Raw genomic sequence first — 20168 nt, 5'->3', positions numbered from 1 at the left:
TAACCAATTTCGGATGCCGGATGATGCGGCTTCGATCTCGGCGCGCTCGCGACCGAATTGCGGCGTGGCGCGGCATTTGTTGCGGCTTATTCGTGGCAATAGCCGAATTCGACGATGCCACTGATTTCAGGGTATAAATCCGGATGGCTTCAGAGTTTGATTCAAGATCTTCGCATGGCGTTTCGACCGCGTGACGCAAGCCTCTCCGAAGCGGACGGCATGCCAGGCTGGTGGCGCGGCGAACCGATCAATAAGAATCATGCCATCATGACGCCTTTCCGCTTGAAATGCCGTCATACATTGGACATAGAGCTAACCGCAGAACTCCGGTCCCGGCTTTCTGCCCGTTTCAACCATTAGGACCGTTATCATGGCTTTCCTTGCCGATGCTCTTTCCCGTGTGAAGCCTTCAGCCACCATCGCCGTCTCCCAGAAAGCGCGCGAGCTGAAAGCAAAAGGACGTGACGTCATCGGCCTCGGCGCGGGTGAGCCGGATTTCGATACGCCGGATAATATCAAGACGGCCGCCATCGACGCGATCAACCGCGGCGAAACGAAGTATACCCCGGTTTCCGGCATTCCCGAGCTGCGCAAGGCGATCGCCGCCAAGTTCAAGCGCGAGAACGGCCTCGACTATTCCTGGGAGCAGACGATCGTCGGCACCGGCGGCAAGCAGATCCTTTTCAACGCCTTCATGGCAACGCTGAACCCCGGCGACGAAGTCGTCATCCCGGCGCCTTACTGGGTTTCCTATCCTGAGATGGTGGCGCTGTGCGGCGGCACGCCGGTTTTCGTTTCGGCCACCCAGGAGCATAACTTCAAGCTCCAGGCGGCCGATCTCGAAAAGGCGATCACGCCGAAGACCAAGTGGTTCATCTTCAACTCGCCGTCCAACCCGACGGGGGCAGCCTATACGCAGGACGAACTGAAGGCGCTGACGGATGTGCTGATGAAGCATCCGCAGGTCTGGGTGCTGACCGACGACATGTACGAGCACCTGACCTATGGCGACTTCAAGTTCGTCACGCCCGTGGAAGTCGAGCCGAAGCTCTACGACCGCACGCTGACGATGAACGGCGTCTCCAAGGCCTATGCGATGACCGGCTGGCGCATCGGCTATGCGGCCGGTCCGATCCAGCTCATCAAGGCCATGGACATGATCCAGGGTCAGCAGACCTCGGGTGCGACGTCGATCGCCCAGTGGGCGGCCGTCGAGGCGCTGAACGGCACGCAGGACTTCATCCCTGCGAACAAGAAGATCTTCGAAGGCCGTCGCGATCTCGTCGTTTCGATGCTGAACCAGGCCAAGGGCATTGTCTGCCCGGTACCGGAAGGCGCCTTCTATGTCTATCCGTCCTGCGCCGGCCTGATCGGCAAGACGGCTCCGTCGGGCAAGGTGATCGAGACGGACGAGGATTTCGTTTCCGAGCTTCTGGAAACGGAAGGCGTCGCCGTCGTTCACGGTTCGGCCTTCGGTCTCGGCCCGAACTTCCGCATCTCCTACGCGACTTCGGAAGAGCTGCTCGAGGAGGCCTGCCGCCGCATCCAGCGCTTCTGCGGCGCCTGCAGGTAAGCGGTTTTTAAAAACACCAATCGAAGGCCTGCTGGCGACGGCGGGCCTTTTTCTTTGCGGCGACATTGACGATGTAGCTGCATGTAGCTACATTTGCCTTCATGAAGACCGTTTCGATCCGTGATGCGAAGAACCGCCTGACCGAACTCGCTCGTGAGGTCGAGGAAGGTGAAACCATTGTCGTGACACGCAACGGTCGGCCGGTGTTCGATCTCGTGCCGCATCAAAAACGCGGCGGTTTGAACCTGGAGGCCGGCGAAGCCTATCTTCGTTCCAAGGGTATCACGCGGACGGAGATGTATATCGCCGACGACTTCGACGATCCTTTGCCGGAAGATTTTCTTCTCAAACCGCTGCCGTGATCATGCGTGTGCTACTCGACACGCATATGATCATCGCAATCGTCCAACGAAAGTTGACCGACCGTTTTCCTGATGTCCAACGCGTGCTTTTGCACGCTACGACCAAAGGTTTCGTCAGCGTCGCGAGCCTTTGGGAAATCGCGATCAAGACACGACTTGGCAAGTTGCAGCCGGGACTAACCCTGGACGTTATTCCAGCCTACCTGCAGGGCACGGGGCTGACGATCCTGCCCATCGGTATCGCGCACGTCATCACCGCCGCCGACCCCGAGCCGGAGACGCGCGATCCCTTCGATCGCTTGCTGCTCGCTCAGTGCAAGGTCGAGGGACTGCAGCTTGCGACAGTCGACCGACTGCTCGTCGATCATCCATTGGCGCTGCGGCTCTAAGTTCACGTTCCGATTCAATATGCTCCTCATCTGAATCCGCTTTGCCTCGCAAGTCGTTGAATTCCGATTCAAAACGTGACGCAGAGTGACGGTCCGGCGGGTGATCTGCGGTTGCGGGTTGGCATCAAACCAACTAGATATCCGGCATTAAGTCTAAGTTGCCGCTTCGGGAGGCCGGGATTTTGCAGCAGAGTGCCGTCATCGTCTGTTCGGATGTCAACATGCTGCCGGCCGCCTGCTGCACCCTGCTTTCCGTCAAGCGCAATCTCTCAGGTCCTGCGGTGGAATTTCTGCTTCTCGGCATCGACCTCAAGCCGAACGAGATCGCCGAGGTCGGAAATTTCGCGCGTCTGCACGGCATGACAATCAAGGTGCTGCCCTACAATACGCCGGATACGCTGCAGGCGCGGGGCCGCTGGTCGGGCGCGACGCTGGCGCGGCTCTACATGGATCTGTACATTCCCGATCATGTCGAGCGGCTGCTCTATCTCGATGCCGATGTGCTTGCGGTTGCGCCGGTCGACGACCTCTTCGCCATGGATTTGCAGGGCAAGGCGCTTGCCGCCATAGACGATTATGTCATGGCCTTTCCCGAGAAGGCCGGTGCACGGCAGCGGAAGATCGGCATGCGCGAGGGTGGTCGTTATTTCAATGCCGGCGTGCTGCTGTTCGACTGGTCAGCCTGCCGGGCGAGGGGGCTTTTTGCCAGGACACGGGAGATTTTCGAGGAGCGGTCGTATCTTTTCGAGAATAACGACCAGGATGCGCTGAACGTCACTTTCGATGGCGACTGGCTGGTGCTCGACCCGCGCTGGAACACGCAGACCGGCCTCCTGCCTTTCGTCGGCCAGCCGGCGATCATCCATTTCACCGGCCGGAAAAAACCGTGGCAGGCGACTGTGCCGTGGGTGCATCGCCGGATGGCCAAGCGTTATGTCGAGGATCTCGCCAATACGCCGTGGGCTTCCTTCTGCAGGCAGCCGTCGATGACGGGCCGGATGGCGGGGTTCCTTTCGCATTTGGGAAAGCGGATCGGCGGGCTGGCGCGGCTGGCACGAACACGCGCTTATTTCAGCAACAGCTAGTCGGGCGGCAGAGCGCATCGTCCTTGGAAAGTGCATGTGAGCCGATATGGAAGCAATCCCCAGCGACACGCAGACCATGGCCGCCTCGGATAGCGGCTTCAATTCTCCGACGCCGGAGGCGTGGAAAGCGCTGTTGTCGCACTATTCCCACATTGTGCTGGTGGCCAACAGCGAGGCCGTCGATTTCAAACGGCTGCGAAGCGAATTGCCGGAGACGGCGCTCTACGTCTTCTTCAACAATGTCTATAAGGTGCTCGACGAGCCCTTCGCCGGCCATGCGGTGCTGTTTGCCCGCAGCGGCGTGATGGGCGCCAATATCGTCCACCGGCGCGAGGCGGCGGAAGTCCTACGCTTTTTTGCCGGCGACGATTTTTTGGGCGTCGTCAACATTCGAGTCTCTCCGGAGGAAAACTTCAGCGAGGAGGGCCGCTTCGAAGGCGCTGAAACCCGTCACCTTGATCTGACGAAAATGCTCGTCGATCTCTATCCGGTGGGCAAGATCGCGACGAGTGGTTTTGCGGTAGCGCTGTGGCTCGCCGAGTTGCAACTGCCGGGCAAGGTCCTGCTTGCCGGTTTTTCGGCGAAGAGGAGCGAGAAGTGGAAGGTCTTCGACGTGCACGACTGGACGTTCGAGCAGATCTTCCTGCGTCTCTTTGCACGGATGGGCACGATCTCGATGATGGGCGGCGTGGATGCCAGCCCCTATGCGGCAATTGCCAGACGGTTTCCACAGGTGCCGCCAATCGAGATTGCGATGACGGCGGCCGAAGTCCTGTCGGAGCGGCTCCACAACGCAAATAGCCAGATCGACAGGCTCATGTCCGTCACCAAATCCATCCGCGCCATCGAGGGTTTCTTCCGGCGCTTCAAGCCGAAAACCCGCAAGCAGCGTTTCCTCGAAAAGTCGAAGGAATGACTGTCGAAAGCTCTCCTCAAAAGGTGGGCTGTCAGGCTGCTCTGTGAGTTGACGTTACGCGTGCGGATAACTGCTCTCCGTCCCCTGTCGGGAAGACGAAGCCTTCAAAGCCCCAGCGCGGTCAGCATGACGAAGGTGGCGAAGAGGATGAAATGCGTCATGCCCTCGATGGCGTTGGTCTCGCCGTCGTTGAGGTTGATCGCCGCGGCAATCAGCGTGATAGCCACCATCACCGTCTGTACCGGGGTCATCGCCATGATGAAGGGCTGGCCGGTATAGAGCGCGATCACCTCCATGACGGGCACCGTCAGGATGACCGTCGACAGCGAGGCGCCCATGGCGATATTGACCGTCGCCTGCATGCGGTTCCTGAGTGCCGCCCTCAACGCGGTCAGGATTTCGGGGGCGGCCGAAATCGCTGCGACGACCACGGCGGTGACGGGGATCGGCGCACCGCTGTCGCGCAGGCCTTCGGTCATGAAGGCGGCCATGAACTCTGCGAGCAGGCCGATGATGACGACGCCGACGAGAATGGTGGCGATCGAGATCGCGGCCGACTCGTCGGGGCCATGCTCGTCCGGACTTTCTTTCTTCCGTTCGGAGCGCGGATAGCTGTAACTGAAGAAATAGCTGTGCTGGCCGACCTGCATGCGCAGAAAGAGGCCATAAAGCGCGATCATTGCGACGATGGTGAAGGCGGAATAATAGTGCCATTTGTCGCTGGGCACGAATTCCGGCACGATCATCGAAATGCCCATGGCGGTGAGGATCATCACGCCATAGGTCTTGCCGGAATTGTCGTTATAGGGCTGTTCGCCGTGCTTGAGACCGCCGAGCAGGGCGGCCAGGCCGAGAATGCCGTTGATATCCAGCATCAAGGCCGAATAGATCGTGTCGCGCACCAGCGTCGGCGAGCTTTCGCCGCTCATCATGATGGCGAGGATGATGACTTCGACGGCGACGGCCGAGAGCGTCAGGATCATCGTGCCATAGGGATCGCCGACCTTGACGGCGATCAGCTCGGCATGATGGGCAACGCGGATCGAGGCGAGCACGATCGTGCCGACCAGGCCAGCGGCGGCAATCAGCGCGACGCCGCGCCCCATCCCGATCACCGCGTGTTCCAAGAGATAGGCGATCGCTGCAACGACAAGTGCGGCGACCAGAAACTTTTCCTCTTTAAAGCGTGACGCGATCCTCAAGCCTTAGCTCCTGTCCCGATTCATGCGTTCTATCTAAGTCACTGATTTCGCCTATCAAGCAAGTGCTGGTCGAGTGCCATTTGCAGTCTTCGGCGTTTAATGGAATACTGAACCTCATCGGGGCCGGAAAGCAGATCGCGGCGTCCTCGAATTCTCGTCAAGCGGCCGCGATGATCCGGATCTTTTCCGGAAGCGTGCGAATGCGCAACAAGAAGATGAGGAGACGGATGCATGATCAAGGTGGTCTACGAAGTCGTGCCGCATGACGGCGGCTGGGCCTACAGGCTGGGAGGTGTCTATTCCGAGGCATTCCCGACCCATGCCGACGCGCTTGAAGCTGCGCGCATCGTCGCGGCCGAACAGCAGGTCGGCGGCGATTCCGCCGAGATCAGTTGGCAGGACGAGAACGGCAAGTGGCATGAGGAATATGCCGAAGGCGGCGACAGGCCGGAAACCGAGGTGGTGGACGGCCAGTGGAAGGATCGCCCGGCCGAGGCCTCGCAAGGCATCGGCAGCTAACCATCTCCCGCCAATGCCCGTGCGACGATCGCATCGACGAATTCGCGCTTATGCGCAGTATAGCCGTCGCCGTCCATCCGGAATTCGGCCGCCAGCCTGCGTTTGAGAGCGGCATAATCGGCCGCCGCCAGTGGATGTGCGATGAGATAATCCCGGAAAGCCAGCCTGTTTCGATGCGTGCCGTTGCCGGAAGGGCAAAGGTAGACCCGTTCTGCCGGCACCGAACCTTTCGATAGAAACGCCCAGACCTCGTCGTCATAGCGATTGCCGCGTGGCTCGTAGCCTTCGGCCAGAAGCACGCCTGTGGCGTCCTCGATGTGCTCGAGGCCGGGAAGAACGATGTCGATATCGATGAGCGGCTTGGCGATCATGCCCGGTATGGATGTGCTGCCGATGTGATCGATGAAAAGCGCCTGCGGCAGCAAGGCCAGCAACCTGTTGCGGATTCGCCGGAAGGATTGCGGCCATTGCGGATCGTTGGGTACGAGTTCAACCGGATTGTGTATTCTCATTTCCCGTCCCGCTCGAGCGCCGCCCGTCCGATAGGATGCGCTCAGAACGCTCCGCTATTCTGTAGTTTGCGCATGATTCTTTCCGAAAATCGATTTCGATTTTCGCGGTCACGCACCGGTCGAATATCGATGATAGTCCTGCAGGCCCTTGACCAGCGCGTCGAAAGTGGCGCGGCAGCGCGGCGAAGTCTTCAAGCTCTCATGCATCGCCACCCACGTGCCGAGCGGAATGGCGAAGGCATCGGGCAGGACGTGCACCAGGTCAGGGTTCCCCCGGGCAAGTCCGATCTGGCAGAGACCGATGCCGACGCCGGCGCGGATCGCCGAGAGTTGGGCAAGATTGCTGTCGGTCCGGTAAGAGAATTTGATGTCAGGCACTGCATAGCGTTTCATCGCCATGCGGACATAGGCCGTCTGCCGGTCGAAGCCGATGAGCCGGTGGTTTGTGAGGTCAGCCAGGGTTTGCGGAATGCCGTGTCGTTCGAGATAGCGGCGATGAGCATGAAAGCCGAGGGGGATATCGCCGATGCGGCGCACGACGAGTGCAGCCTGCTGCGGTTCGGCCATGCGCACGGCAATATCGGCCTCGCGATTCATCAGGTCCTCGATCATATCGGATGCCGAGAGCTCGATCTGCAGTTCGGGATAGGTCTCCTGTAGCGGTCCGAGAATCGCCGGCAGCACTTCGACGGCGATGACCTCGCTGGCGCTGACCCTGACCGTTCCTGCCACGTGCTCGCGCTGGCCGGATGCGGTACGCAAAAGCGCGGCCGCGGTTGCAGCCAGCGTCTCGGCATAGGGCTTCAGCGCCAGTGCGGCGTCGGTCGGCAGCAGGCCGTTCGGTGAGCGGGTGAAGAGTTCGGCGCCGATCGCCAGTTCCAGTGCATCGACATGGCGGCCTATGGTCGGCTGCGTCAGCCCCAGTTCGCGGGCGGCGGCCGAAAGCGACCCCTGCTGAAGCACGGTCAGAAAACTGCGGTAGAAATCCCAGCTCGGTTCCACGCTCATATATTTTTGTATAGTAGATACATTTCTTTCGTCAATTTCGTTTATGCCATTCTGATGGCATGATCCTCTCATCCGATCGAAGGAGATGATTATCATGAGCAGCGAAATGAAGACGACCGCCCTCGTTCTCGGCGCGACCGGCGGTATCGGCAGCGCGGTTGCCCGCAAGCTGCTTGCGCGCGGCTGGAGCATCCGGGCGCTCAACCGTGACGTCGCCAAGGCGTCGAGGAGCGAGCCGGCGTTCGAATGGGTGCAGGGCGATGCGATGAATGCCGGTGACGTCCTGAGGGCGGCCGAAGGCGTCAGCCTGATCGTCCATGCCGTCAATCCGCCCGGCTACCGCGACTGGGAAACACTGGTGCTGCCGATGCTCGACAATACCATCGCGGCTGCTCGCGCTGTCGGCGTGCGCATCGTGCTGCCGGGCAACGTCTATAATTTCGGTCCCGACGCCCTGCCGGCGCCGACGGAAGAAAGCCCGCAGCATCCGGTAACGAAGAAGGGGGCGATCCGGGTCGAAATGGAGAAGCGGCTGAAGGCGGCGTCACAGTCCGGTGCCGGCGTCATCATTGTCAGGGCGGGGGATTTCTTCGGCCCAGGCACGACGGCCAATAGCTGGTTTTCGTCTGGCCTCGTGACCCCAGGCAAGCCGGTCGGCACGATCAGGAACCCAGGTCGGCGCGGTGTCGGTCATCAATGGACCTACCTGCCAGACATGGCGGAAACCATCGCCCAGCTCATCGAGCGGGCCGATCTGCTGCCGGACTTCGCCGTCTATCACATGGAGGGCTTCTGGGATGCGGATGGCATGCAGATGGCCGAAGCGATCAAGCGCATTGCCGGCGGCAAGGCGAAGATCGGTGGCTTTCCCTGGTGGATCGTGCCGTTTGCCGCTCCTTTCGTTCCTGTGATGCGGGAGATCAAGGAGATGCGCTATCTCTGGAAGGTGCCGCTGCGGATGCGGAACGCCAGGCTTACGGCTGAACTCGGCAGGGAACCGCAGACACCGATCGACGAGGCGGTTCGGGCCTCGCTCGTGGCGCTTGGCTGCCTGCCCGAACTGCATCGCGAGACGACCGCTGCCTTGATCAGGCAGTTGCCTGAGAGCGCGGGTTAGGTCTGAAGTTCGGCCAGGGCGATCCGGGCGACCGTCAACGCCGTCTCGGCCTGCTGAATGTTCGGATCGCCGAGGAACCAGGCAGCGGAAAGGCCAGAATAGGCGGCGATCCATTGCAAAAGCCGCTTCGGCTCCAGCTTCGCCTCCGCCGAGACGACGGCGAGCTGGCGGCGGAAACGGGCGGGATCGGTGATGGTCGGCAGTTCCTCGTTGGCGAAGATATTGGCGAAATCGAAGCCTCGCTCGCCGTGGAGCCGCTTGGGATCGATCGCCAGCCAGCCGCGCGCCTCGAAATCGAGGATATTGTCGTGGTGGATGTCGCCGTGGAGGATGGTGAGATCACGCTGATCGGCAAGGAGGACGTTGGCTATCGCCGAGCAATCGGCAAGCGTGCCGCTATGCTTGCCTGCTGCCGGCTCCAGATCACGGAACCAACGGGTAAGGGAGATGGGATCGGGAAGCGGTTTTTCTCGCGGCGCATGCAGCCGGGCCGCGGTGCGGCAGAGGATGCGGCTTGCCTCATCGTCCGCGCCGTTCATCGCCATGGCAAGCAGCGAGCGTTTTCCCGTCGCCCTTTCGAGCAGCACGGCATCGCCTTCATGGGCATAGACATAGGCTGCGCCGTCACCGTCCCACCACTGCATCAGAAGCGCGCCGTATCGTTCGTCGATATCGGCCGCCACTTTCAGCATGGCAGGTCTGTCCTGCCAGAGGACCGGCAGCAGGCGGCTGGAATGGGTGATGATGGGCTCGCCGTCTGATATCAGCGACCAGCGATCAAGATAGGGAGCAAACATGGCGGCACCCTACAAAAACGCGTCGAAGATGGAAATCCCGCCTTTCGGCGGGATTTGCGTTCGCGTGAAGGTCAGGCGACCTTTTCGAGAATGGGATAGTCGATATAGCCCTTGCCGGTGCCGCCATAGAAGGTCGACTGGTCGGGCGTGTTGAGCGGCAGATTGTGTACCAGGCGCTCGACGAGATCGGGATTGGCGATGAAGGGCTTGCCGAAGGCGACGAGATCGGCGCGACCGCTTTCGACGGCGTCGATCGCCAGATTGCGATCGTAGCCGTTGTTGACCATCCAGTCGGCCTTACCGCCGGCCTTTTCATAGGTCTGGCGCAGCGCTTTGTAATCGAAGGCGGGATTGTCGCCCTGCTTGTAGTCGCGGTCGCCGCCGGTCTGGCCTTCGATGACATGGATATAGGCGAGATCGTATTTGGCCAGTCCTTCGACGACATTTGCGAAGGTCGCTTGCGGATTGGAATCGTAGCTTTCGCCTGATGGCGTCACCGGCGAGATGCGGATTGCAGTGCGGCCGGCGCCGATTTCCTTGACCACGGCATCGACGACTTCGAAGGTCAGACGGGTACGATTTTCGATCGAGCCGCCATATTGGTCTGTGCGGTCGTTGATACCGTCGCGGATGAACTGGTCGAGCAGATAGCCGTTGGCGCCGTGGATCTCGACACCGTCGAAGCCGGCGTCGATCGCCGCCCGGGCAGCCTTGCGGTAATCCTCGATGATGCCGGGGATTTCGGCGGTTTCGAGCGCGCGCGGCTCGGAGGTGTCGGCAAAGCTGCCGGTGCCGTCGGCATTGACCAGATAGGTCTTGGCCTTGGCGATGCGGTTGGTCGAGGAAACCGGCTTGCCGTCGTTCGGCTGCAGCGTCGTGTGCGAGATACGGCCGACATGCCACATCTGGACGACGATCTTGCCGCCGGCTGCGTGAACGGCGTCGGTCACGCGCTTCCAGCCGTCGAGAGCCTCTTTGCTGTAGAGACCAGGCACGTTAGCATAACCCTGGCCCTGATGCGTGATCGCGGTTGCTTCGGTGATGATCAGGCCTGATGTGGCGCGCTGGCGGTAATATTCGACGTTGAGGTCGCTGGGGATTGCGCCCGGCGAGCGGTTACGGGTGAGTGGCGCCATGACGATGCGGTTCTTGACGGATATGTCGCCGACTTTCGTGGGTTCGAAAAGCTTGGCCATGATGGTCCTTTCTTTTGCGGGAGGATCACTCGGCAGGGGCGAGGGCAGCCCGGCCCCTGGCGGAGAGATAGGTGAGCGCCGTCGCCCCGAGGCCGATCAGGGCCATCAAGGCCGCGGCGAGCGGAACGCGGGTCAGATCGAAGCCGGCGTCGATGACCAAGCCACCCACCCATGCGCCGAGCGCATTGCCGGTGTTGAAGGCGCCGATGTTGATCGTCGAGACGAGGTTCGGGGCGTCCTTGCCGAAGCCGACGACGCCGACTTGCAGCGCCGGTACGGCGGCAAAGCTTGCCATCGCCCAGAGGAAGAGGGTGATTTCAGCCGGGATGAAGAAGCGGCTCGTATAGCTGAAGGCGATCGAAGTGATGGCGATCGCGGCAAAGACCCCGGCTAGCGTCGCGCCGAGCCGCCAATCGGCAAGCTTGCCGCCGACGAGGTTGCCGATGGTCAGCCCGAGGCCGATCAGGAACAGCGTCCAGGTGACGCCTTCCGGCGAAACGCCGGTGACGTCGCGCAGCAGCGGCGCGATATAGGTGAAGAGGGTGAACATAGAGGCGGCGAAGAAGACGGTGGTGGAGAGTGCTAGCCACAGACCGCCATTCCTGAGTGCCGCAATCTCGCGCAGGATGCTGCCGTTTTCTTGCTGCTTGTCCCTGGGCAGGATGGCGATCAGGCCTGATATGGTGAAGATACCGATGACGGTGACGACGCCGAAGGTGGCGCGCCAGCCATAGGCCTGACCGATCGCGGTGCCGAGCGGCACGCCGAGAACGTTGGCGAGCGTCAGGCCAGTGAACATCAGCGCGACGGCTCGGGCCTTGCGGTCTTCGGCGACGAGGCCGGCGGCGACCACCGAGCCGATGCCGAAGAAGGCGCCGTGGCAGAGTGCTGTCACGACACGGGCGATCATCAGCACCCAGTAGTCGCTCGCCAGAGCGCACAGCAGGTTGCCGGCGATGAAGAAGGCCATCAGCGCAATCAGGGCGGTACGGCGCTTCAACTTCGCGGTCGAAATCGCCATCACAGGGGCGCCGATCGCGACCGCCAGGGCATAACCGGTCACCAGCCATCCGGCCTGCGGGATGCTGACCGAGAGATCGGCGGCGACCTCCGGCAACAGACCCATGATGACGAATTCAGTGGTGCCTATCGCAAATGAGCTCAAGGCAAGAACGAGGAGGGCGAGGGGCATTCTAAAGATCCTGCGTCAGTTGCTTGAGGAAGGCGGCGATGGTTTCCTCGTTGCGCCTGTAAAAGATCCACTGGCCGACGCGTTTGGTGGTGACGAGGCCGGCGCGATGCAGCGTGCCGAGATGGGCCGAGACAGTCGACTGCGACAGGCCGCAGCGCTCGAACTGGCTGGCGCAGACGCCCATTTCGAAAGGATGCTCCTGCGAGGGGAAATGCTCCTCGGGATTTTTCAGCCAGTTGAGAATGTCCATCCGGGCGGGATGGGCGAGCGCCTTAATAATTTCGTCTTTGTCCATCGTCGTTCGCCGAACTATAAATCGTGTCTGACCGATATATCGATCGTCAGCCTTCGATATGCAAATCACGGAGGCGTGAGGCTGCGGTGTTTAGTGAGTGCGCAAATTTTAGGCAAAAAAAGAGGGCCACCGGAAAACCAGGGCCCTTGTAATTGTGAAGGTCAAAAACCTCCAGAGGGGAACAGCTAATGCGGTGGTACTGGGAGAGAAACCACAAGATGCATCAGCTGAGAGAGATATGGTGCTTCCTTGAGCAGGTTTCAATGCTTTTTTGTGCATGTCTGCTATGCGTCGCACAATTTTTTTGCGGTGCGGCATTTATCGAGGGAGCAAGGGCAAAAAAAGAGGGCCACTGGAAAACCAGGGCCCTTATAAGTGTGAAGGTCAAAAACCTCCAGAGGGGAACAGCTAATGCGGTGGAACTGGGAGGAAAAGCCACCATGTGCATCAGCTATGTGCGATATGGTGGTTTAATGGGCAAACGGCAACCCTCATTTGTGCATGCCAGTCATGCGTGTTCTGCATAGTCGGCAATTCATCAATAAAACCAGGCTTAAAAGTTCCAGTTTCTGGCCTTGCTGACGATAAAATCGCGGAAGGCTTTCAGCTTGGCGGCGTTCTTGATCTCGTCGGGATAGCAGAAATAGGTGTCGAAGGAGGGTACGTCGGCATTGATCGCCAGCTGAATCAGGCCGGGGTCGCGGCCGACGATGTAATCCGGCAGGCAGGCGACGCCGATGCCGAGCAGGGCGGCGCGCTTGATCGAGGTCTGGCTGTTGATCTGCAGATGCGGAATACGCTTGTTGTCGGACGAGCGGCCGGCGACCTCAAGCCAGTTGACATCGAGCAGGTAACTCGGCGCCGGCTCACCGAAAGTGATGATGCGGTGATTGTCGAGATCCTCGACCTTCTGCGGCTCGCCGTGGCGGTTGATGTAGGACGGGGCCGCATAGACATGCATGTGCACGGTGAAGAGCTTGCGCTGGATGAGGTCGGATTGCTGCGGCTGGCGCAGGCGGATCGCGCAGTCGGCATGACGCATGTTCACATCCACTTCCTCATTGTCGAGGATCAGCTGGATCTGCACATCGGGATAAAGCTGCAGGAATTCCTGGATCTTGTCGGTCAGCCAGCCCTGGCCGAGACCAACCGTCGTGGTGACGCGCAGTTTGCCAGACGGGGTTTCCGTCGTTTCGGTAAGCTGCATCTTTACGGTTTCGAGCTTCAGCAGCACGTCATGGGCGGTGCGGTAGAGCAACTCGCCCTGTTCCGTCAGAATCAGGCCGCGCGCATGGCGGTGAAACAGCTTGGTGCCGACATCGTGCTCCAGCGCGCTGACCTGGCGGCTGATGGCGGATTGGGACAGATGCAGTTTATCCGCCGCATGCGTGAACGAACCCGCCTCGGCAGCTGCGTGAAAAATACGCAGCTTGTCCCAATCCAATGGCATTCCCCCACCCCTCATGCCGATCTTACTCCGCGGCCACGGCGACGGGCATGTGGCCCGTCAGATATCGCTCGGCTTCAAGCGCTGCCATGCACCCCAGGCCGGCGGCAGTGATCGCCTGGCGGAACGTATCATCCGTCACGTCGCCCGCGGCATAGACACCGTCCAGGCTGGTTGCAGTCGAATCCGGCGCGGTCCAGAGATAACCATTGTCCTTCAGCTTCAGCTTGTCTTTGAAGAGCTCGGTTGCCGGCGCATGGCCGATGGCGACGAAGACGCCATCGATCACCATGTCGGTGATCGTGCCGGTTCTGACGTCGCGCAGGCGCGCGCCGGATACGGATTGCGGCATCGGCGGCTTGGCCGGCGTTCCTGTTATTTCGGCCACTTCGGTATTCCACAGAACCTTGACATTGTCCTTGGAGAACAGGCGCTCCTGCAGGATCTTCTCGGCTCGGAAGAAGTCGCGGCGGTGCACTAATGTGACCGACTTGGCGATGTTGGAGAGATAGAGCGCCTCTTCGACGGCGCTGTTGCCGCCGCCAACCACGATCACATCCTTGTTGCGATAGAAGAAGCCGTCGCAAGTGGCGCAGGCCGAAACGCCGAAGCCCTGGAAATGCTGCTCGCTCTCGATGCCGAGCCACTTGGCCTTGGCGCCGGTGGCGATGATCAGCGTATCGGTGGTCCAGACCTGGCCGCTGTCGGTGCGGGCGACGAAAGGACGCTGATTCATGTCGACTTCGGTCACGAGATCGTTGACGATCTCGGCGCCGACATGTTTTGCCTGCTGCAGCATCTGTTCCATCAACCAGGGACCCTGGATCGGATCGGCAAAGCCCGGATAGTTCTCGACATCGGTGGTGATCATCAACTGGCCGCCCTGTTCGAGACCGGCGATCAAAACCGGTTTCAGCATGGCGCGCGCGGCATAGACCGCGGCAGTATAGCCTGCAGGTCCGGAACCGATGATGAGCACCTTGGTGTGGCGGGCAGGCATGTCATTTCCTTTCGACTGGCAGAAGGGCGGCGGCTAAGTAGCGATTGCGGCCGTTTCGCGTCCCTGCGCCATTTATGAACGTCCAATGCTTTTATTCAAGGGCAGCCTTGCGTTACCAACAAGGCAAATCGCCCGGATATGCAAGAATCCGTCATCGGCGTGAAACTTTCTTGCGTATTCCGCGGCTTTATATAGAAGCTCCCCGCGGAGAATTAAAGAAAGGCAATGATGTGGGTCGCGCGGAACTCGACGTCATCGATATAAAGATCCTCCGGGAGCTGCAGGCCGATGGCCGCATGACCAATGTGGAGCTTGCCGATCGCGTCGGCATCTCGGCGCCGCCTTGCCTGCGCCGGGTGCGCAAGCTCGAGGAAGCCGGCATTATCGAGGGCTACCACGCGATGCTGAACAGCCCGAAGCTCGGCTTCGACCTCGTCGCTTTTTGTATGGTCGGCCTCAAGCACCAGTCGGAAGGCAATCTCAAGGCCTTCGCCGCCGCCACCACCGAATGGCCGCTGGTGCGGCAGGCCTGGATGGTCTCCGGCGACAGCGATTTCCTGTTGCATTGCGTGGCGGAGAACCTTACCCGCTTTCAGGATTTCGTCATCGAGGTGCTGACGGCGAACGAACATGTCGATACCGTGCGCACCATGCTGACGATCAGGCAGGTGAAGAAGCTGGGACTGGTAGAAGTCTAAGACCACTTCGACAGAGTAAACGTCATCGCCAACTACTTGCGCGAAATATAGCCGCCCCGATTGATGCCGTGGCGCTGGAGCTTGTCGTAAAACGTCTTTCTCGGAATGCCGAGCGCCTCGATGGTGCGGCGGACGTCGCCGTCGTTGGCCGACAGCGCGTCGCGAATGATTTCCGCCTCGTAGCGTTCCAGCCGTTCCGGAAGTGTCTCGCCTGTCGGCTGCGGAGGGGCCGCTGCCGCTCCTCCGCCTTCTACGCCAAGCACCACGCGCTCGGCATAATGTGAGAGCTCGCGGACATTGCCCGGCCATGTGTGCGAGGCGAGATGCCGCCGCACATCAGGTGAAAGCGGCGGGGCATCGCGACGGAAGCGCTCCGCGGCGCGAGCGGCGAAGTGGGAAAACAGCAGCGGAATATCGTCGCGGCGTTCTCTCAGCGGCGGAATGGAGATCGTCACGACATTCAGCCTGTAATAGAGATCCTCGCGAAAATCGCCGCGCACCGAGGGATCCCCGAGATCGATCTTGGCAGCCGCGACGACGCGAAGGTCGACAGGACGCACCTCATTGGTGCCGAGCGGCGTGATCTCGCGCATCTCCAGCACCCTCAGCATCTTGACCTGCGTGGCAGCCGGCATGCTTTCGATTTCGTCGAGGAACAGCGTGCCGCCGCTTGCATGTTCGATGCGTCCCGTGCGGCGCTTCTGGGCACCGGTGAAGGCGCCGGCCTCGTGGCCGAACAGTTCGCTTTCGATGACGGTTTCGGGCAGGGCGCCACAGTTCAGCGCCACGAAATTGCCCTTCCGGCGGTGGCTCCACTGATGCAGGAGCTGGGCAACCACTTCCTTGCCACTGCCCGTTTCGCCGGCGACGAGCACGTCCACATCGGTATCGGCGATGTGGCGAAGAATGTTTCTGAGGTTTTCCATGACAGGCGTCTGGCCGATCAGGGGCAAATTCTCCTGCGCATCTTCGGCTGCCTTCCGCAGCATGCGGTTTTCCAGAACAAGCCGCCGCTTCTCGCTTGCGCGACGCACGCTCTGCACGAGCCGATCGGCTGCGAAGGGCTTGGCGATGAAATCATAGGCGCCGTCCTGGATCGCCTGAACTGCCATGGGAATATCGCCGTGGCCGGTCATCAATATCACCGGCAGGTCGACATCCATGCCCTGCAGCGTGGCAAAGAGCTGCAGTCCGTCGATCTCCGGCATGCGGATATCGGTGACGACGGGGCCGGCAAAGTCCGCCGGCAGGTCCGCCAGCGCAGCTTTCGCACCGTCATAGGCGGAAACGGAAAATCCGGCGAGTTCGAGCGTCTGGGCGGTGGCGCGGCGAAGGTCCTTGTCGTCGTCGATCAGCGCAACGGGCATCAGTGCGTCCATGACCTCAAGCCTTCCTCAGCTGAACGATGAACCGGGTTCCGCCGCTGTCGCTTGCAACCTCCATCCGGCCGCCGTAGTCGCCGACGATATCCTTGGAGATCACCAAGCCGAGGCCGAGACCGCTTTCCTTCGAGGTATTGAACGGCGTGAACAAGCCTTTGCGAATATCAGGCGGAATGCCGGGGCCGTTGTCGGCGACCGTCACCGTTACCATCCCCGCATCGGTTGATGTTCTGATCTCGACGCGACCCTCTCCGGCCTTCGGTGCCACCGCCTCCAGGGCATTCTGAAGCAGGTTGATGAGCACCTGCTCGAGGCGGATCCGGTTTCCCATCACCTGCAGTTCGTCGGGCGGCAGGTCGATGTCGAGCGTATCCATGCGGCCGGCAAACCGGCTGCGCAACAACATCACCGCCCCCTCGATGACGTCCTTCAATCCGGTTGGTTCGGCGCTGCCCCGGCCTTTGCGGGCAAAGGTCTTCAGCTCCTCGGTGATCGAACCTATGCGCTCCGTGAGCGCCGCGATGCTTTCGAGATTTTCGCCGGCAGGAGCCGTCTGGCCGCGATCGAGGAAGGTGCGGGCATTATCGGCATAGGCACGGATGGTCGCCACCGGCTGGTTGATCTCATGGGCAACGCCGGCGGCCACCTGACCCAGGATGGCCAACCGGTTGGCCTGCACCAGATCCTGTTGCACCGCCTGCAATTTCTGCTCCGTGCTCTTGTGGCCGATGATTTCAGCCTGCAGCCGATCCCGCGCCTGGCTGAGATCCAGTGTGCGCTCGCTCACACGCCGTTCCAGTTCCTCCCGCGCTTGCTGTTCTCGAGAGATCCGCAGGGTGATCGCATGGCGGCGGCGCAACAGGAAGGCTGCTCCGGCCAGCAGGGGCAGGAGTATGAGCAATGCCAGCATGCGGGATTCGCGAATTCCCGCATCGACGGATGGCCCGAGCGCCACGAGATGCTGTAACTGCCATCCAGTTGCGGGAACCGGCATCCCGACATCGAGAAACCTGGTTTTCCCTGCATCGCCGGGCATGACGATCTCAACGACATCAAGGCTGTCGCCGAGGTTCCTGATGGGGTCGAGCGGTAGAGGCTGAAGCGGCGCAGCGCCGAATTGAAGGCTTTCGCGGATCGCTGTCAGCCGGTCTTCGGCGATCCGGCCGATCGTCATGAACCGCCATGACGGAAGACTGGTTATGAGGACAATGCCGCGCTCGTCAACGACGTAGGACGGGGTCCCCGAGGCGTTCCAATCCGCCTCGACATCGTCGAATTCGACCTTGACTACAACGACACCCAGCAAGCCGTTGCTGCCCGAAATCCGCTGGGAGATATAGAGACCCGGTTTCTTGCTGACCGTGCCGAGCGCAAAGTGCTCGGCCTGTCCTCGTTCGACGGCCCCCTGAAAATACTCCCGGAAGCGGTAGTCATTGCCGACGAAGCTCGTCGGTTCGCGCCAGTTGCTGGCCGAAACCGCCATGCCGTCCTTGTCGATGACATAGATGACGGCGGCCTTGGTGCCCGCTGCCAGCATTTCCAGCTTCTGACTGAGTCGGTCGAACGTGCCGACATCGCTACCTGCCAGTGCCGCGGCGATTGCGGTATCTTGCGACAGCACGAAGGGAAGCGCCCGGTATTTTTCAAGAACCGTGCGCAGCAACGCCGCATTCAGCCTCGCATCCATGCGGGCCTGTTCCTCGAGGGCAGCCTCCGCCCGGTGCCGGCCGATCTCGCCGCTGGTCCACAGGCTTGCGACGACAGCGACGAGGGCGAGCGCGGCATAGGCCCACCACATCCGGCGGATGCGGTGTTGCACGGGTAGGGAAGGCCACAATTTCTGCGACACGGACATGGCGGATCTGTGCATTTTTCTGCACGAAACGCAAATGGATTTGTGCGGATTTCCGCATTGCTTAATTAGTTATCAGCAGTCCTGTAAATTTTTCCTTAATAAATTCAATATGTTGGGTGGTGGCGTAAAACTGGCACGCCGATTGCGAAGGAGGTGGCAACAACGGCTGAGCTGTTGGACTTGAAGCGAACGGCTCGGGAGGCCGGAGTGTGTTCCGGACGAGCCATTAGGAGGACATCATGATCGCAGCACCACTCGATGCAGTCGCAGACAGCAAGGGCAAGAAGCCCTTTTATAGCCATCTTTACGTCCAGGTTCTCGCGGCTATCGCCGCGGGTATCCTTCTCGGCCATTTCTATCCTGAATTCGGCACCCAGCTGAAGCCGCTCGGCGATGCCTTTATCAAGCTCGTCAAGATGATCATCGCCCCCGTCATCTTCCTGACGGTTGCGACCGGCATTGCCGGCATGAGCGACCTGCAGAAGGTCGGCCGCGTCGCCGGTAAGGCGATGCTCTACTTCCTGACATTCTCGACATTGGCGCTCATCATTGGCCTGATCGTCGCCAATGTCGTCCAGCCCGGCGCCGGCATGAACATCGATCCTGCCTCGCTGGATCCGGCCGCCGTCGCCGGCTACGCTGCAAAGGCGCATGAGCAGAGCATCGTCGGTTTCCTGACCAACATCATCCCGACGACGATCGTCGGCGCCTTTGCCGATGGCGATATTCTGCAGGTGCTGTTCTTCTCGGTGCTCTTCGGCATCGCGCTCGCCATGGTTGGCGAAAAGAGCGAACCAGTCGTCAACTTCCTTAACGCCCTGACGGCGCCCGTGTTCAAGCTCGTCGCCATCTTGATGAAGGCTGCCCCGATCGGTGCCTTCGGCGCCATGGCATTCACCATCGGCAAGTACGGCGTCGGATCGATTGCCAACCTCGCCATGCTGATCGGCACCTTCTACCTCACATCTCTGCTCTTCGTCCTCGTTGTTCTCGGTGCTGTCGCCCGCTACAACGGCTTCTCGATCGTGGCGCTGCTGCGCTACATCAAGGAAGAACTGTTGCTGGTCCTCGGCACCTCGTCTTCGGAGGCCGCCCTTCCGGGGCTGATGAACAAGATGGAGAAGGCCGGCTGCAAGCGCTCGGTCGTCGGCCTCGTCATTCCGACAGGCTATTCCTTTAACCTCGACGGCACCAACATCTACATGACGCTGGCGGCCCTGTTCATTGCCCAGGCAACCGGCATCCACCTCTCCTGGGGTGACCAGATCCTGCTGCTCTTGGTGGCGATGCTGAGCTCCAAGGGTGCCGCAGGCATCACCGGCGCCGGCTTCATCACGCTTGCCGCGACGCTCTCCGTCGTTCCCTCCGTGCCGGTCGCCGGCATGGCGCTCATCCTCGGCATCGACCGATTCATGTCGGAATGCCGGGCGCTGACCAACCTCGTCGGCAATGCCGTGGCGACGATCGTCGTGGCACGTTGGGAAAATGAGCTGGATACGGCGCAGCTTGCTGCGGCGCTGGGCGGCCAGACTGGCGAGAGTGCTCCCGCTGCCGGGCTTCAGCCGGCTGAATAACTGACCGAACTGTCCGCAGTCCTAAAATTCTTGCAACGGCCCGTCATCC

20 protein-coding genes are annotated in these 20168 nt (G+C 60.8%); 9 read left to right on the top strand and 11 right to left on the bottom strand.

What is annotated here, in order from left to right; all coding sequences use genetic code 11:
* Nucleotides 1–370 precede the first annotated feature (370 nt).
* From AC245Y_RS15590 to AC245Y_RS15570, 5 genes are all read left to right on the top strand, one after another.
* Complete coding sequence (locus tag AC245Y_RS15590) at nt 371–1573, top strand: pyridoxal phosphate-dependent aminotransferase (RefSeq protein WP_017994794.1); 1203 nt, start codon at nt 371–373, stop codon at nt 1571–1573.
* Nucleotides 1574–1674: 101 nt separating this feature from the next.
* Nucleotides 1675–1935 carry a type II toxin-antitoxin system Phd/YefM family antitoxin gene (locus AC245Y_RS15585; RefSeq protein ID WP_011652922.1) on the top strand — a complete coding sequence of 87 codons (261 nt, stop codon included), beginning with the start codon at nt 1675–1677 and terminating at the stop codon, nt 1933–1935.
* A 2-nt stretch (nt 1936–1937) separates the two neighbouring features.
* The gene (locus AC245Y_RS15580) at nt 1938–2324 is read left to right on the top strand and encodes a type II toxin-antitoxin system VapC family toxin (protein ID WP_026157432.1); all 387 of its coding nucleotides are present in this window, start codon (nt 1938–1940) and stop codon (nt 2322–2324) included.
* A 182-nt stretch (nt 2325–2506) separates the two neighbouring features.
* Entirely contained in the window at nt 2507–3409 is a 903-nt protein-coding gene (locus AC245Y_RS15575; protein ID WP_017994792.1) for a glycosyltransferase family 8 protein, read from the top strand.
* Nucleotides 3410–3455: 46 nt separating this feature from the next.
* Nucleotides 3456–4325 (top strand): hypothetical protein, encoded by an 870-nt coding sequence (locus AC245Y_RS15570; RefSeq protein ID WP_017994791.1) that lies wholly within the window; start codon nt 3456–3458, stop codon nt 4323–4325.
* A 104-nt stretch (nt 4326–4429) separates the two neighbouring features.
* Here the strand turns inward: AC245Y_RS15570 and AC245Y_RS15565 are convergent, their stop codons facing one another.
* The gene (locus AC245Y_RS15565) at nt 4430–5527 is read right to left on the bottom strand and encodes a calcium:cation antiporter (protein ID WP_012758414.1); all 1098 of its coding nucleotides are present in this window, start codon (nt 5525–5527) and stop codon (nt 4430–4432) included.
* A gap of 231 nt (nt 5528–5758) precedes the next feature.
* Between AC245Y_RS15565 and AC245Y_RS15560 the strand changes: the two genes are divergently transcribed.
* The gene (locus tag AC245Y_RS15560) at nt 5759–6046 is read left to right on the top strand and encodes a DUF2188 domain-containing protein (protein ID WP_012758413.1); all 288 of its coding nucleotides are present in this window, start codon (nt 5759–5761) and stop codon (nt 6044–6046) included.
* On the opposite strand, the gene AC245Y_RS15555 is transcribed toward AC245Y_RS15560, so the two are convergent.
* Both AC245Y_RS15555 and AC245Y_RS15550 read right to left on the bottom strand, forming a co-directional pair.
* On the bottom strand, nt 6043–6558 hold the full coding sequence (locus AC245Y_RS15555; protein WP_012758412.1) for a GrpB family protein: 516 nt from the start codon (nt 6556–6558) through the stop codon (nt 6043–6045). The two genes, AC245Y_RS15560 and AC245Y_RS15555, sit on opposite strands and share 4 nt — an antisense overlap.
* A gap of 108 nt (nt 6559–6666) precedes the next feature.
* Complete coding sequence (locus AC245Y_RS15550) at nt 6667–7566, bottom strand: LysR family transcriptional regulator (RefSeq protein WP_012758411.1); 900 nt, start codon at nt 7564–7566, stop codon at nt 6667–6669.
* A gap of 94 nt (nt 7567–7660) precedes the next feature.
* Between AC245Y_RS15550 and AC245Y_RS15545 the strand changes: the two genes are divergently transcribed.
* Nucleotides 7661–8683 (top strand): NAD(P)H-binding protein, encoded by a 1023-nt coding sequence (locus AC245Y_RS15545; RefSeq protein WP_012758410.1) that lies wholly within the window; start codon nt 7661–7663, stop codon nt 8681–8683.
* On the opposite strand, the gene AC245Y_RS15540 is transcribed toward AC245Y_RS15545, so the two are convergent.
* The 6 genes from AC245Y_RS15540 to trxB form a co-directional block, all read right to left on the bottom strand.
* Complete coding sequence (locus AC245Y_RS15540; RefSeq protein WP_017994790.1) at nt 8680–9480, bottom strand: aminoglycoside phosphotransferase family protein; 801 nt, start codon at nt 9478–9480, stop codon at nt 8680–8682. The two genes, AC245Y_RS15545 and AC245Y_RS15540, sit on opposite strands and share 4 nt — an antisense overlap.
* 71 nt (nt 9481–9551) lie before the next feature.
* Complete coding sequence (locus AC245Y_RS15535) at nt 9552–10676, bottom strand: alkene reductase (RefSeq protein WP_017994789.1); 1125 nt, start codon at nt 10674–10676, stop codon at nt 9552–9554.
* Nucleotides 10677–10701: 25 nt separating this feature from the next.
* Entirely contained in the window at nt 10702–11868 is a 1167-nt protein-coding gene (locus AC245Y_RS15530; protein WP_012758407.1) for an MFS transporter, read from the bottom strand.
* Between the two features lies 1 nt (nt 11869).
* Nucleotides 11870–12163: an ArsR/SmtB family transcription factor gene (locus tag AC245Y_RS15525; RefSeq protein ID WP_017994788.1), complete on the bottom strand. Its 294-nt coding sequence runs from the start codon at nt 12161–12163 to the stop codon at nt 11870–11872.
* 553 nt (nt 12164–12716) lie between these two features.
* Nucleotides 12717–13613: a LysR family transcriptional regulator VtlR gene (locus AC245Y_RS15520; protein ID WP_003561253.1), complete on the bottom strand. Its 897-nt coding sequence runs from the start codon at nt 13611–13613 to the stop codon at nt 12717–12719.
* Nucleotides 13614–13635: 22 nt separating this feature from the next.
* Entirely contained in the window at nt 13636–14610 is a 975-nt protein-coding gene (gene trxB / locus AC245Y_RS15515; RefSeq protein ID WP_017994787.1) for a thioredoxin-disulfide reductase, read from the bottom strand.
* Between the two features lie 230 nt (nt 14611–14840).
* On the opposite strand from trxB, the gene AC245Y_RS15510 reads away from it, so the two are divergent.
* Nucleotides 14841–15308, top strand: a complete 468-nt coding sequence (locus tag AC245Y_RS15510; protein WP_017994786.1) for an Lrp/AsnC family transcriptional regulator — start codon at nt 14841–14843, stop codon at nt 15306–15308.
* Between the two features lie 32 nt (nt 15309–15340).
* Here the strand turns inward: AC245Y_RS15510 and AC245Y_RS15505 are convergent, their stop codons facing one another.
* Both AC245Y_RS15505 and AC245Y_RS15500 read right to left on the bottom strand, forming a co-directional pair.
* Nucleotides 15341–16687, bottom strand: coding sequence for a sigma-54-dependent transcriptional regulator (locus AC245Y_RS15505; RefSeq protein ID WP_017994785.1), 1347 nt, complete (start codon nt 16685–16687; stop codon nt 15341–15343).
* Between the two features lie 4 nt (nt 16688–16691).
* Nucleotides 16692–18560, bottom strand: a complete 1869-nt coding sequence (locus AC245Y_RS15500; protein WP_017994784.1) for a sensor histidine kinase — start codon at nt 18558–18560, stop codon at nt 16692–16694.
* A gap of 224 nt (nt 18561–18784) precedes the next feature.
* On the opposite strand from AC245Y_RS15500, the gene AC245Y_RS15495 reads away from it, so the two are divergent.
* Nucleotides 18785–20119 carry a dicarboxylate/amino acid:cation symporter gene (locus AC245Y_RS15495; RefSeq protein WP_012758400.1) on the top strand — a complete coding sequence of 445 codons (1335 nt, stop codon included), beginning with the start codon at nt 18785–18787 and terminating at the stop codon, nt 20117–20119.
* Nucleotides 20120–20168 lie beyond the last annotated feature (49 nt).

The organism is Rhizobium sp. SRDI943 (assembly GCF_057653695.1).
The sequence above is the reverse complement of the archived record's forward strand: the minus strand, read 5'-3'. Positions and strand labels throughout refer to the sequence as shown.

Excerpts from the sequence above, each read along its gene's own strand:
- AC245Y_RS15590 (WP_017994794.1), top strand. The coding sequence starts at position 371 with ATGGCTTTCCTTGCCGATGCTCTTTCCCGTGTGAAGCCTTCAGCCACC.
- AC245Y_RS15585 (WP_011652922.1), top strand. The coding sequence starts at position 1,675 with ATGAAGACCGTTTCGATCCGTGATGCGAAGAACCGCCTGACCGAACTC.
- AC245Y_RS15580 (WP_026157432.1), top strand. The coding sequence starts at position 1,938 with ATGCGTGTGCTACTCGACACGCATATGATCATCGCAATCGTCCAACGA.
- AC245Y_RS15570 (WP_017994791.1), top strand. The coding sequence starts at position 3,456 with ATGGAAGCAATCCCCAGCGACACGCAGACCATGGCCGCCTCGGATAGC.
- AC245Y_RS15560 (WP_012758413.1), top strand. The coding sequence starts at position 5,759 with ATGATCAAGGTGGTCTACGAAGTCGTGCCGCATGACGGCGGCTGGGCC.
- AC245Y_RS15555 (WP_012758412.1), bottom strand. The coding sequence starts at position 6,558 with ATGAGAATACACAATCCGGTTGAACTCGTACCCAACGATCCGCAATGG.
- AC245Y_RS15550 (WP_012758411.1), bottom strand. The coding sequence starts at position 7,566 with ATGAGCGTGGAACCGAGCTGGGATTTCTACCGCAGTTTTCTGACCGTG.
- AC245Y_RS15545 (WP_012758410.1), top strand. The coding sequence starts at position 7,661 with ATGAGCAGCGAAATGAAGACGACCGCCCTCGTTCTCGGCGCGACCGGC.
- AC245Y_RS15540 (WP_017994790.1), bottom strand. The coding sequence starts at position 9,480 with ATGTTTGCTCCCTATCTTGATCGCTGGTCGCTGATATCAGACGGCGAG.
- AC245Y_RS15535 (WP_017994789.1), bottom strand. The coding sequence starts at position 10,676 with ATGGCCAAGCTTTTCGAACCCACGAAAGTCGGCGACATATCCGTCAAG.
- AC245Y_RS15530 (WP_012758407.1), bottom strand. The coding sequence starts at position 11,868 with ATGCCCCTCGCCCTCCTCGTTCTTGCCTTGAGCTCATTTGCGATAGGC.
- AC245Y_RS15525 (WP_017994788.1), bottom strand. The coding sequence starts at position 12,163 with ATGGACAAAGACGAAATTATTAAGGCGCTCGCCCATCCCGCCCGGATG.
- AC245Y_RS15520 (WP_003561253.1), bottom strand. The coding sequence starts at position 13,613 with ATGCCATTGGATTGGGACAAGCTGCGTATTTTTCACGCAGCTGCCGAG.
- trxB (WP_017994787.1), bottom strand. The coding sequence starts at position 14,610 with ATGCCTGCCCGCCACACCAAGGTGCTCATCATCGGTTCCGGACCTGCA.
- AC245Y_RS15505 (WP_017994785.1), bottom strand. The coding sequence starts at position 16,687 with ATGGACGCACTGATGCCCGTTGCGCTGATCGACGACGACAAGGACCTT.
- AC245Y_RS15500 (WP_017994784.1), bottom strand. The coding sequence starts at position 18,560 with ATGCACAGATCCGCCATGTCCGTGTCGCAGAAATTGTGGCCTTCCCTA.
- AC245Y_RS15495 (WP_012758400.1), top strand. The coding sequence starts at position 18,785 with ATGATCGCAGCACCACTCGATGCAGTCGCAGACAGCAAGGGCAAGAAG.